The sequence below is a fragment of the Melioribacteraceae bacterium genome (assembly GCA_019638015.1).
Classification (GTDB): domain Bacteria; phylum Bacteroidota; class Ignavibacteria; order Ignavibacteriales; family Melioribacteraceae; genus JAHBUP01.
The window spans coordinates 3179553-3193363 of sequence record JAHBUP010000001.1; the positions used below are offsets into that span (position 1 = coordinate 3179553).

Consider the following 13811-nt stretch of genomic DNA (forward strand, 5'->3'; position numbering starts at 1 on the left):
TTTAAATTCTATTTTGCAGTAATTGTAATTGATTGACCTTTTAACCCTGCCGATGATGCGGTCAGCTCAATTTTACCTGCTTTTTCTGATGATTGAACTACAACTAAACATTTGCCATTAAATGCATTTCTGTTATTCGCTTGAAAAGATTCCATACTTGTCTGAAGCCCATTATCAACGCCGGCTATTTTACCTTCCCCTTTAACAGAAAATTTAACATTGTTATTTGCGTTAGGAACTACATTACCCTTATCATCAAGTATAGTAACTGTAATGAATGATAAGTCTTCACCATTAGCATTTATTGTATTTCTATCGACTTCCAATTTAATTTGATAAGGTGAGCCGGCTGTAAATATTTCTTTTTCTAAAATAATTTTACCAGCCTTTTTACCAACCGCCTTCACAGAACCAGGTTCATAATTTACACGCCACATCAGCAGATAATCTTCATCACCTTTCTTTTTTGTTCCTTTCGATTTTCCGTTAACAAATAATTCCACCTCATCACAATTTGTATAGGTTACCATATCAATCAACTGCCCCTCTTTCCAATTCCAATGAGGGAAAAGATGTAAAACGTTTTTATTAGTCCATTCACTTTGGTAGAGATAATAAGCATCCTTCGGAAAACCAGCTAAATCAATAATTCCAAAATAGGAACTGCGCGAGGGCCATCCATAAGGAGTTGGTTCACCTAAATAATCAAAACCGGTCCAAATAAATTGTCCCGCCATAAAATCATGTTTTTTTACAACACGCCAAGTTTCAATATTAGTTGAACCCCATGGAGCGGAGACATTGTCATAAGCTGAGCAAGTATTGTCGGGATTGCCGGTTGTGAATGGTATGTCCCATCTTATAGGCCATCTTCTGATACTATCTGATGGCATATCATAATGCCCTCTTGTAGCAAGCGCTGAAACGGATTCTGTTGAAATAAATGGTTTACCGGGAAATAATTTCGGCACTCCCAAATATTCATCTTGATGATAATTAAAACCAACTATATCAAGTACGCCAGCGGTTAACAAAGGATTCTTTGCATCTGTGCGGTTGCATCCGGCGGTAACCGGTCTGGTTTTATCTAGATTCTTTACTATTGCGGTCAGCTCTTTTGTGATTGCTTCGCCGCTTGGATCTTTTTCATCCCATTGTTCAATAATCTCATTACCTATACTCCACATAACAATACTTGGATGATTTCTATCTCTCAAAATAAAATCTTCCAAATCGCGCTTGTGCCACTCATCCCAGTCTAGAGAATAATCGAATTGAGTTTTACCTTTCTTCCACATGTCGAATGATTCATTCATAACTACAAAACCCATTTTATCGCACAGCTCAAGAAGTTCGGGCGCGGGGGGATTGTGCGAAGTTCTAATTCCATTAATTCCAATTTCTTTCATTATCTCAAGTTGCCGTTCGAGTGCGCGGTAATTAATTGCGGCTCCTAAAAACCCCAAATCATGATGATTGCATACGCCATTAATTTTAACTTGTTTTCCGTTAAGTATAAAACCCTTTTCGGCATCAAAAATAAATGAACGGATTCCAAGTGGTGTTTCATAATCATCTATAACTTCTTTATCCCTAATTATTTTTGATATTACCTTATACATATAAGGAGTTTCGGTTGACCATAGCTTTGGATTATCAACAATTAACTGTTGCTTGGTTTCTATTGTTGAATTTGCCTCAATAGTTAATTTAGATTCGGTCTCTGTAACCTTTTTATTTTCCGCGTCATAAATTTCAGTTAATAAAATAACATCAGAATTAGGGTTGAGAGAATTTTTAATTTTTGTTTGAACCATTACTTCTGCTGATTCATTATTAATTTTAGGTGTAGTTACGAATGTTCCCCAATGATCTACGGCAATTTTATTTGTCTTTACCAGCCAAACATTTCTATAAATACCGGAACCGGAGTACCATCGTGAATTTGGTTGTTTTGAGTTATCGACCTTTACGCTAATAACATTTTTTTGGCCAAATTTTAAAAAAGGAGTTAATTCGTATCGGAAAGAGATATAACCGAAAGGTCTCTTTCCTAAATAATTTCCGTTTATCCACACTTCACTATTTCTGTAAACCCCATCAAAATCGATATAGAATAACTTGCCGGAATCTTGGGTAGAAACTTCAAATGTTTTGCGGTACCATCCAATTCCACCGGGCAATGCGCCACCGCCAACTGTAGCCGGATTGGCTTCATTAAATTTTCCTTCAATACTCCAATCGTGCGGTAAATTCAATTTCCTCCATTTCGAATCATCAAAATCCGATTTAAATACAGTTGAATCATCACCAAGATAAAAGGTCCAATCTTTATTAAACTTTTCAATGCTTCTTATCTTTTCTGCATCAGCCGATGCGCATCCAACTAACATTGCAACTAAACTAAAAAGCAAAAGTGCGCTGAAAATAATTTCTCTAAATTTTGTAGCGGCCATAAATCCTCACTTATTATAAATGATATTTAAATATGAACAAATATTTAGAAAATTACTTTAAAGTTGACTTCGAACCAAAATTAACACTCTGGATTATCAAATTTGAACCGGGATGAAAGAGATGTAGGCAGTGGGTTAAAATTCTACTTTATTTGCCCGAATTTATTGATTGGAGCAACCGTAACAATTCCATTTTTTCAAATGGTTTGGAGATATAGTGTGTAAATCCGCTTGACAAAAAAGTTCTCTTTCAGAGTTCATCGCGTAAGCCGTCATAGCAACAAAAGGTGTTGAAACATAATTTCTATTTTTCTTTATTTCACTCAGTGTATCGAATCCGTTTAGTTTACCTGAATCCAAATTTCTATCGAGTAAAATAATATCATAGTTCTTTTGTGATGCTAATGAAATAGCAAGGTCCCCATTTTTGCTGTATTAACATCGTAATGATCAACTAGATACGTTTAAAAGTCATAGAAGTAATAACATTATCTTCCACTAATAAAATTAAAAGCTGAGCTTTATAAACCGCTTCTTCGATATCATTTTTTCATAATCGTAATTATTATTTGAGAACTCCTTTTTAATCATTGATTGTGATTCAATAATATTTTTATTAACAAATTCATTAAAATCAGAGTAAGCCCAGTTCCTTTGCCAATCTTTTTAATTAAAGAAATTGTTCCTTTCAGCATTTCAATATATTTTTTAACTATTAATGATCCTTAGCCTGTACCATAAAAGTAACGGTTAATCCCTTCACTCGCCTGCCTGAAAGTTTCAAAAATGACTTTAAGTTTCTCCGATGTAATTCTAATCACAGTATCCGATATTTTTTATACAATATTATTCTTTCCAGCAAAATAATATGCTCTTACAAATCCATTCTCAGTTAACTCAGTTGCTTTATTGATTAAGTTATTTAATATATCCCGTATTAGCTTTGCGCTGGTCGTCATCGTAATTTTTTCTATGGGTCCTTCAGACTCAATTCTTAATCCTCTAGAAAATGCCGATGATTCAAATAGTTTGATAATCTCTGCAATGATACGTTAAGACGAACTTCACATAATTCACATTCTGTCATCTCAGCTTCATTTTTTGAGTAATTTAAAATTTAGTATAAAGTAGAAAGAAGCCGGATGCTGCTTGTATGGTTAATCTGAGCCTATTTAACTTGATCGTCATTCAAGTTTTCCAATAAAAATCTGGAGGCGCCAAACATCCCCATGAACGGAGTTCTAATTTTGTGATTCATATTAGCGAGAAAATTAGATTTCAGCCCTTTCATTCCATCAGTAAATTCTTTAATTAATTTTGCGTGATTTTTTATGGATAGATCTGCCAGAAATGCTTTCAAGAATTTTCCACATCAACTATATCAACCGAAGTTTCGTCATACTGCTCTTTTACTTATTACAGATTTCTAAAATTAATGACCATGTTGCAATTCCATGAACCAGCAATATCGACTCGCCAGTTCCCTCCCGTTTGTAAGCAGTTGAGTAACCATGGAATTGAATGGTTTGGTAGTTTTATATTCAAATATCTATCATTTAGTTGAACATTGATGTTTATACCAGAACAACGTTTAGCATTCAAACGAACTTTGGTTCAAACTTAACTGAGTGCAGCTTTTGTATGTTCGAGATTAATAATTTTCGCAGAAATTACACTATATATTAGCGGCTAAAATTTATTATTTATAGAGTGTGAAATAAATCAATCTTCATTGTACTTTCTTTTTTTGCTCCCTTCATAACTATCAATTTGAAGCAGCACACCCTCAAGTTTCCCATTTACTAAAGGGATTCTTCTCGATGTTCGAAGTCCGATACTTTTACGAAGCGCTACATCTCCGGTATAAATAAACGCGGTGGTACCAGCGCAATTTTGTTTTAAATAATCACCCAATTCTGTATAAAGTTTTTTTACTTCCTCAATTTCTCCAAGTCTAATACCATAAGGAGGATTTGTGATGAGTACTCCATCCTTAAATGATTTAATATGCTGAAACGGATGACATTTTAACTCAACATTTGAAGAGTTTGGGAGCCTTGATAAATTCTGCAACGCGACCTCAATCATTTTCTGAGATTTATCACTTCCTTTAATTATCCCTTTGGGTAACTCTCTTATTTTTTCATCAATTTCCTTTTTTATAGAATACCAGATTTCTTTTTCATACTCCGGCAGATTCATAAAACCAAAATTTTTACGGAGGAACTGTGGAGGTATTTTACAATAGTGCATAAATGCTTCACAAATAATTGTCCCGCTGCCGCACATGCAGTCCCATAATGGTTTGGAACCATCCCACCCGCTCAATCTAATTATTGCCGCGGCTAAAGTTTCCTGCATCGGTGCTTCCCCTGCCAATAATCGGTAACCCCGTTTGTGAAGTGATTCACCGGAGGTGTCAATGCTAATTACCGCGTGATCTTTTTCGATAAAGAGATTAATCCTCACATCGGGATTTGCCACGCTAACATCGGGGCGTTTGCCATATTTTTCTCTGAAATAATCGGCAATTCCATCTTTTAGACACTGTGAGGCATACAACGAGTTAGTGATTTGGCTTTTAGCAACCGCCGAGGTAATTGCAAATGTTTTATTTAATGATATAAACTTTTCCCAATGAATTTTTGAGGCTATTTTAATTAACTTTTTTGCATCATCACAATATTCATCTAATAACGGAGCAAGTACTCGGGAAATTGTTCTTGAACAATAATTGATTCTCATAATGGTTTTTATATCTGCGCTGAAATAAACACCCCGATACACTGGCTCTGTATTAGTTGCCCCGAGTTCAATCAATTCTTCCTCACATATTTTTTCCATCATTCCGGGCACTTGTGCGAAGAACCTATTATCCTTTTGATAATTGTAAATCAAAATGGTGATTCCTTATTAATTTTATTTCTAAACCAAATTACTAAATAATTATGTTTTCTTTGGTATGAATAAATTCAAATAAATGAATTTGGGATTCAATTAACCGCTACATTTTTAATGCTTATATTTGTCTTCAAAATTTTAGAAATTGGGTATAATGCAGATTAAAACGGCAATACTTTCGGCACAAAAAATTAGCGTTCACTTTGGCGAGCAAATAATTTTAGATGAAGCATCATTAAGTATTCATGAGGATGACAGAATTGGGCTCGTTGGAAAAAATGGTGCCGGTAAATCAACATTCTTAAAAATTATTGCGGGCTTATCGCAGCCAGATTCGGGAGAAACCGCAATAAAAAAGGATCTGGTTATTAGTTATTTGCCGCAAGATTTCACCCTTGATGAATCAACAACAGTTTACCAAAATATATTATTTGGCGCCGATAGTATTATAGAATTACTCAGAGAATATGAGAATACACCATTCGATTCTAAGAACAAGCATCTCCTCGAAGAAAAATTGAATAGATGCGATGGATGGAATCTTCAAAGAAAAATTGAGTTACTTATCGAATCTCTGAATGCTCCGAATAAAGATAGAATCGTAAATACTCTTTCTGGTGGAGAAAAAAGAAGAGTTGCGCTTTGTAAAGCATTAATTGCTAATCCCGATTTATTAATTCTTGATGAACCCACAAATCACCTCGACACCGATACAATAGAATGGATTGAACATTTTCTTTCTGATTATAATGGCACATGCATATTTGTCACACACGATCGTTATTTTCTTGATCGAATTGCCAACAGAATTGTTGAGTTATCCGAAGGTACATTTTATTCGCATCAAGGAAATTATACCGATTATTTGATGAATAAATTAGAACGGGAAGCCATTAAAGAGGCAGAGGAGAGAAAGAGACAAAACTTTTTGAGACGAGAACTTGATTGGGTTATGAGGGGTCCACGAGCCCGCCGAACCAAATCAAAAAGTCGCCTCGATCATTACTACGAAATTGCCGAGCAAAATAATTATACACCCGAATTAGATGCGGATATAATTGTTCCGCCACCCCAAAAACTAGGCAATAAAGTAGTTGAGTTAAAAAATGTAAGCATTAGTTTGGGCGGTAAAAATTTAATTTCTCATCTCAATTTTAATTTCGAACCCGGTAGAAAACTTGGAATAGTGGGCAAAAACGGTGTTGGTAAAACTACACTTCTTAAATTGATTTTGGGTGAGTTAGCTCCAATTGGAGGATTGGTGGATATTGGAGAAAAAACAGAGTTTAATTATATAGATCAATCGAGATTGCTACTCAACGATTCGGATACCGTTTTTAACGCCATTGGTGAGGGAAATACAACCATTAAATTCGGTAATCAGCAGATAACTGTATGGACTTATCTTCGTCGTTTTTTATTTACAGATGAAAGAATAAATACTTTAGTGGGAAGATTATCAGGGGGCGAAAAAAGCAGATTAACACTTGCTAAAATTTTAATTAAAGGGGGAAATTTTCTGCTTCTTGATGAACCCACAAATGATCTGGATTTGCCAACATTGAGAGTATTGGAAGAAGCGCTAATCTCATTCGATGGTTGTCTCGTTATTGTTAGTCATGATAGATATTTTCTCAATCGAGTATGTAATGGAATCCTCTCATTTGAGGTAAATGGGAATTTACATTTCAGCGAAGGCAACTATGATTATTATTTAGAGAAGAAAAAGAAACATTCCCCAACTGTTATTCCAAACGAAAAGAGTGATAAGAAGCCCGAGCCGGCAAAAAAAGTAACGCCAAAAAAACTGACTTGGAAAGAGAATAAAGAGTTGGAAACCATTGAGGATGAGATTTTAAAAGCTGAAGTGGAAATAGAAAACATTGAAGCTATATTCTCATCTTCCGACTTTTACAACAAATATGGCAATCAAGTTAATGAGCTTAACGAGCAATTAGAAAATGCAAAAGAAAAGGTATCATCTCTTTATAAACGGTGGGATGAGCTGGAAACTAAAAAACAAAAATTTGCATCAGACACAAACACTGATTTATAGAGTATGTAACTGTAATTTTCGATATCTAATTAATGCAAGTTTTTGCTAAATTTTAAGGGTATCAAATCAACACACCCAGCGCTTATCTACTTGTTAATATCTACCCACTTTATTAGATTATCGCTCGAATTTCAAAATTAATTTGAAACAATGAAAGAATACTATTTTCACTCATCACAAAATTTTTGCTATAGAAAGCTCGTTAAGCTTTTTATACGCCCTTGTCCCGACCATTAACTTCTAACTACCTTTTTATCTGTAATTGATTACCTGTTTATCAAAGAGGTAAATCGATCACCTATTTTTTCCACTATTCTAAAAATTAAATTAGTAAAGAATAAAAACAGTAAATAAAAATAAATTGGAGTTACAAATGTCAGTAAAAAATGTACTTATCATGGGTGCGGCTGGCCGCGATTTTCATAATTTTAATGTAGTATTTAGAGATAATCCCGACTATAATGTAGTGGCATTTACTGCAACGCAAATCCCAAATATAGATGGCAGAGTATATCCGGCTGAACTTGCGGGAAAATTATATCCAAATGGAATTAAAATATATGAGGAAGCCGAATTAACAAATCTAATTAAAACATTAAAAGTTGATGAAGTGGTTTTTTCTTACTCTGATGTAACATTCGAATATGTAATGACAAAAGCATCAATAGTTAATGCCGCTGGAATTTCCTTCCGACTTTTAGGCGCTGCCGAAACAATGTTAAAAAGCAGTAAGCCCGTAATTGCTGTTCTTGCGGTAAGAACCGGATGTGGTAAATCGCAAACATCACGCAGAATTGTTGATCTGTTACAGAATGCCGGCAAAAAAGTTGTTGCGATAAGACACCCCATGCCTTACGGAGATTTAGTTAAACAAAAAGTGCAGAGATATGCTTCATTTGAAGATTTGGATAAATATGAATGCACAATTGAGGAAAGAGAAGAATATGAACCGCATGTTGCAAGAGGTGGTGTAATTTACGCGGGGGTTGATTATGAGGCTATTTTAAGAGAAGCAGAAAAGGAAGCTGATATTATTCTATGGGATGGTGGGAATAATGATATGGCTTTCTATCAACCCGACATTACTTTTACAGTTGCAGATCCGCACCGTGCAGGTCACGAATTACGATACTATCCTGGTAATACAAGTCTCCGCTTAGCCGATGTTGTAATAATTAACAAAGTTGATTCCGCCTCGAAAGAGGGAATTGACACTGTCAAAGAAAACATAAAATTAGTTAATCCAAACGCAGTCATCATTGAAGCAGATTCTCCAATTACGGTTGATAGACCTGAATTGATTACTGGTAAAAAAGTTTTAGTTGTAGAAGATGGCCCAACTCTTACTCATGGTGAAATGAAATATGGCGCTGGGACTGTCATAGCTAAAAATTTAGGCGCATCAGAAATTGTTGATCCTCGCCCTTATACCGTAAATACAATTACAGAAACTTTTGAGAAATATCCTGAAATCGGTGTTCTCCTTCCTGCGATGGGATATGGCGATCAGCAGGTTAAAGATTTAGAAGAAACTATTAATAAAACCGATTGCGATTCGGTTATAATTGGTACTCCAATTGATTTGAGCAGAATTTTAAAAATTAATAAACCTTCCACAAGAGTAATGTACGAACTGCAGGAAAGAGGCAGTATTAATTGTGAATCTGTATTAAAGAAAAAAGGTCTATTATGAAAAAAATTGCCGTCGTAGCTTTTGGTGGCAATGCTTTATTACGCTCAAACGAAGTGGGCACAATTGAACAGCAGGAAAAGAACACACTGGATACGTGCGGACGCTTAGTTAGTTTATTGCAGCAAGATTATGAATTAGTAATTACCCACGGTAACGGTCCTCAAGTTGGGAATATACTTTTGAGGAATGAAGCCGGTTTTGAAAAGTATAGAATTCCAAAAATGCCCTTGGATATTTGTGTGGCCGATTCTCAAGGGGGTATCGGTTACATGATCGAAAGACAAATGAGAAATGTGATTGCCACAAATAATTTAAATAAAAATGTTGTAGCGGTTATAACTGAAACATTAGTCGATATCAAAGACCCGGCATTCGAAAATCCTTCTAAACCAATTGGACCTTTTTATTTAAAGGAAGAAGCTGAGTTACTTTCCAAATCAACCGATGGAATTTACAAAGAGGATTCAGGAGGTAGAGGTTGGAGGAAGGTTGTTGCATCGCCGAAACCTATTGATATAATGAACAAGCAGGTTATTAAGGATTTAGTAAATCATGGACATATTGTAGTTGCCGTTGGTGGAGGCGGAATTCCGGTTTATTGGCACTCAGACACAAAATATCTCGAGGCGATTGAAGCAGTAGTTGATAAGGATCTCGCTTCGGCTGTATTGGCTAGAGAAATAAGTGCTAATAAATTTTTCATAATTACTGATGTTCCAAAGGTTTTTATAAACTACAAAAAAGCGAACCAGCAGGCTCTCGATCATCTTTCGGTTAAAGATGCAAAGCGATATTTAGAAGATGGGCAATTCCCCGCTGGAAGTATGGGACCTAAAATTAAAGCAGCAATTGAATTTGTTGAGCATGGTGGAGAAGAAGCAATTATAACTACAGAGTCGGAATTGGAAAAAGAAAATTGCGGGACAAGAATTACAGCATAAATTGGTGAATTGATTTCGAGATCGTTCTTCGATATCCTAATTTGGGAAGGCTTGCTGATAGTAATAATTATTCAGCGGTACTTCCCTTTTTATTCTTCACTATTCATGCGCGTTATTTTAGATTGAGATTAAAAATTTATACCGGCTCTATATTCCAGCTATTTAGTATATTCACAAAAAATTTAGTTAATTTTTAATTAACTCTTGAGTAAGTTGCTGTTAATTCAAAAAGTGAAAAAATACAGAAAGGATAATTCTATGAAGAAAGTTGTAATTACTCACGCAAAAAGAACTCCCATTGGGGCTTTTAATGGTTCTTTGGCTTCTCTATCTGCAACTCAATTGGGCAGTTTGGTAATTAAATCAATTCTAGATGAATCCAAAATAGATCCGGCATCAGTTGATGAAGTAATTATGGGAAATGTACTCATGGCCGGATTAGGTCAGGCACCAGCTCGCCAGGCGGCAATTTACGCCGGACTCCCCGATAAAACTGAATGCTTAACAATTAATAAAATGTGCGGCAGTGGATTAAAAGCAGTGATGCTCGCTCATCAAGCCATCCAGATTGGTGATGCAGATATTATAGTTGCAGGTGGACAGGAGAGTATGACGAATTCCCCCTACCTACTTCCGAACGCAAGAAATGGGTACCGTTTAGGAAATTCTACAATTTATGATTCGATATTATTAGACGGATTAACAGATGTATATAATAATGTTCATATGGGAAATTGTGCTGAAGCCTGCGCGATGGATTTTAATTTAACAAGGGAAGAATTAGACGCATTCGCGGTTAGCTCCTATAATAAAGCTCTATCTGCCCAAAAGGAAGGAAAGTTTTCTGATGAAATTGTTGAGGTAACAATCAAATCTAGAAGCGGTGAAGTCAAAGTATCAAAAGATGATGAGCCGGAAAAAGTAAATTTTGAAAAGATTCCCTCACTTAAACCAGCCTTCGATAAAAATGGTGTTGTTACTGCCGCTAATGCTTCAAAAATTAATGATGGAGCTTCTGCATTATTAGTAATGAGTGAAGAAAAAGCTTATGAACTGGGTTTTAAACCATTAGCCGAAATAGTGGCGCAAAGTTCAGCCGCAAAAGCCCCAATTCAATTTACTACCGCTCCGGCAGATGCAATTAATAAGGTGTTGATAAAAGCTAACCTAAAACTTGCTGATATTGATCTGTTTGAAATTAATGAAGCATTCGCGGTTGTATCACTTGCGGTTAATAAAATTTTAGGATTAACATCTGAAAACGTAAATGTTAATGGAGGCGCGATAGCTCTGGGGCATCCAATTGGTGCGAGCGGCGCGAGAATTTTAACAACATTATTGCACGAAATGAAAAACAGAAATTCCAACTATGGGTTGGCTTCACTATGCATCGGTGGCGGTGAGGCTTCTGCATTAATAGTTAAAAAATACAGTTAGTAAAAATTATTTTTGAGCTTGGCGAACAGATTCTAAATAAAATTACTTTTTTGATCCTTAAAAAAAGTATTTCCTTTTACCAGCCAGGATATTCCAAAGGCTAATAGAGCTGTGGATTCAAATACTAATATGGGATAGATTTCTTGTAACACTGAATCTTCGTAATAAATCTTATAAATAAAGATCAATGCCATCGATAAAATCATAACAACGCCGCATACTCGATAAAGAAAATTTCTCTGCCTCTTTTCTCTGCTTATAATTGCGCTCGATCTCTTTGTGAAAAGGAATAACGCATTATACGCTAAAGCAAAGAAAAATATAGTTGCGAAACTCATATGAATTAATCCTGAGATATCATCATCAACAAGAAATATGCCCACTTTAACAGCTTGATTTGAAAACTTTGTGGTAGGAAATAAGATCATGCCCAATGCAGAGAATCCAGCAATATTACCAACTATACTGTCAACTTTTTCGTAACCTTGATATGAGATTAAGAATAAAGATACAATACATAATAAGCCGACAAAAAAATCGCGCATGTTTGTATAATAATACCCACTAATTGAATATTGTAACTTAAGATCAGAGAAAAATAAACTTCCAGATATAAGAATTATTGGCAGAGCTAATCCGAGCAGACCTATAAATCTTCGCATTGTTAAATAAGAAATGATTAACCGCTGACTACGATCCATTGACATTTAAACTCCAGGCAAAGTTTAACACCCTTTCGTAATTATCACAGATTATATTTTTTTTGTAAGTCTTTTGACCTATAACTGAGTCTATTATTTTCAGTATCCTCAATTACAGTGAGTAACTTTTTAACTTTAGTTTTATCCACTGTTTGGCGTAGATATATTTCCAGCAAATAATTTAACGCCCGGGATTTATTTCTTTCTTCCAAGGCGGTCATGTTTCTAAGAAAGTACTGCTCTGCTGTAAATAGATTTCCACTATTGAAATAGTATGTTCCCATGAGTAAATTAAATTGTTCTTCAAAGTCACCAGCTGTTCTTAAATTTGGTTTATTCTTTAAGTACTGCTCTAATTCCGAAACCGGTTCGTTATTCGAAATCTTAATTGATAATTCACGAAACCATTTGCCGACTGCCAAGTTATTTTTGAGTACTAAATATCTTTCTAAAAATCGTTCATCAAGAAGAGCTTCATATTTTTCAACTCTCTTATTATCACCTGTTAATAAACTATTAACCAGCACAATGAAACGTGAATAATCGGCACCGCCACGGTACAATTTTTTCTCATTCTGTAATGCTTTTTCCCCAAACTGAATTGCCAGTTTCGAATCCCCTTTGATATCATAAAATCTCGCTCTCGCAAAATCATCAGCAATATTGCCCGAATCTTTTTTCAGTAATCTTTCAACTTTATCTATTTCCCATATATTCATTAGAGTTTGGCAGTAGGCATTCAATGTTCTTTTATTATGGGGATACTTTTCCAAAAATTTTTCAAAATAGGGCAGAGCCGCAAATTCATTTCCTTCGAGACTTGTATAGACTTCAATAAGAGTGAGAGCTGACTGTCCAAATGTAAGCTTCCCTTTGTCAACTGCGGTTTGCAAATAATTTAATCCTTTTTCTCTATCTCCCGATAATCCCAGAACCCCGGCAATAAAACCAGCCACACCGCTCATTCTATCGGCATAATAATTTATCATTCCAAGAACAAGATACGCGTCATAAAATTGAGGATTAGATTTTATTATCTGCTCCATTATATTTTTTGCCTTTTTACCGCTTCTAAAAGCACTCCACCATGATGCATCAACGCCATAAATGCGGGCGAGGTAAGCATGAATGGTACCATAATAAAATTTATTTTCGAGGGTAAGATTTGTTTCGTTTAATTTATTTAATACCCCCTCACAATATTCAATAATTTCTTTATTGAGAATTTTTCTTCCTTCACCCCGTTTTTCTGGATCCAGCTCGGCAACATTTTTATAATACTCCAGAATTTTGATGTTAATAAGGTAGTAATAATATTTGGGTGAGTTTGGTGATAGATTTATTTGCTCTTGAGATATTTTTTTTGCTTCTTCAAATTGCTCATTAAAAGTATGATTAATAATCTTCTGATCAATCTCTTTAGGTTGAATGCTTTGTGCCAAGAGGTTTATATTTGCGAAAAGTAGAATCAGTAAATATTTCATAAGCCGCTAATTTTGTTAATATATATTTCCTTCTGCATTTTAATATAATTAAAAGTAATTAAAAATCTCTAAGGTTCTGGGGATTTGGTATGGATTATAAAGAGAATGGACTTGATGAATCGTGCGGTAAAGTATTTCATTA

The 13811-nt window shown here is 35.0% G+C and carries 10 protein-coding genes; 4 read left to right on the plus strand and 6 right to left on the minus strand.

Annotated elements, in window-relative coordinates:
- Window positions 1-8: 8 nt before the first annotated feature.
- The 4 genes from KF816_13595 to KF816_13610 form a co-directional block, all read right to left on the minus strand.
- A complete protein-coding gene (locus KF816_13595) occupies window positions 9-2456 on the minus strand; it encodes a DUF4982 domain-containing protein (protein ID MBX3009047.1) in 2448 nt (815 codons plus the stop codon).
- A 162-nt stretch (window positions 2457-2618) separates the two neighbouring features.
- Window positions 2619-2867 carry a hypothetical protein gene (locus KF816_13600; GenBank protein ID MBX3009048.1) on the minus strand — a complete coding sequence of 83 codons (249 nt, stop codon included), beginning with the start codon at window positions 2865-2867 and terminating at the stop codon, window positions 2619-2621.
- A gap of 757 nt (window positions 2868-3624) precedes the next feature.
- Window positions 3625-3816, minus strand: a complete 192-nt coding sequence (locus KF816_13605) for a hypothetical protein (GenBank protein MBX3009049.1) — start codon at window positions 3814-3816, stop codon at window positions 3625-3627.
- 362 nt (window positions 3817-4178) lie between these two features.
- Complete coding sequence (locus tag KF816_13610; GenBank protein ID MBX3009050.1) at window positions 4179-5303, minus strand: class I SAM-dependent RNA methyltransferase; 1125 nt, start codon at window positions 5301-5303, stop codon at window positions 4179-4181.
- Between the two features lie 208 nt (window positions 5304-5511).
- Between KF816_13610 and KF816_13615 the strand changes: the two genes are divergently transcribed.
- From KF816_13615 to KF816_13630, 4 genes are all read left to right on the plus strand, one after another.
- Window positions 5512-7413 (plus strand): ATP-binding cassette domain-containing protein, encoded by a 1902-nt coding sequence (locus KF816_13615; GenBank protein MBX3009051.1) that lies wholly within the window; start codon window positions 5512-5514, stop codon window positions 7411-7413.
- A 373-nt stretch (window positions 7414-7786) separates the two neighbouring features.
- Window positions 7787-9106, plus strand: coding sequence for a GTPase (locus KF816_13620; protein ID MBX3009052.1), 1320 nt, complete (start codon window positions 7787-7789; stop codon window positions 9104-9106).
- Window positions 9103-10047: a carbamate kinase gene (arcC, locus tag KF816_13625; GenBank protein MBX3009053.1), complete on the plus strand. Its 945-nt coding sequence runs from the start codon at window positions 9103-9105 to the stop codon at window positions 10045-10047. Before KF816_13620 ends, arcC begins: the two co-directional genes overlap by 4 nt.
- A gap of 258 nt (window positions 10048-10305) precedes the next feature.
- Complete coding sequence (locus KF816_13630; GenBank protein MBX3009054.1) at window positions 10306-11484, plus strand: acetyl-CoA C-acetyltransferase; 1179 nt, start codon at window positions 10306-10308, stop codon at window positions 11482-11484.
- A gap of 32 nt (window positions 11485-11516) precedes the next feature.
- On the opposite strand, the gene KF816_13635 is transcribed toward KF816_13630, so the two are convergent.
- The gene (locus tag KF816_13635; protein MBX3009055.1) at window positions 11517-12191 is read right to left on the minus strand and encodes a hypothetical protein; all 675 of its coding nucleotides are present in this window, start codon (window positions 12189-12191) and stop codon (window positions 11517-11519) included.
- Window positions 12192-12229: 38 nt separating this feature from the next.
- Window positions 12230-13669 (minus strand): hypothetical protein, encoded by a 1440-nt coding sequence (locus KF816_13640; protein ID MBX3009056.1) that lies wholly within the window; start codon window positions 13667-13669, stop codon window positions 12230-12232.
- Window positions 13670-13811 lie beyond the last annotated feature (142 nt).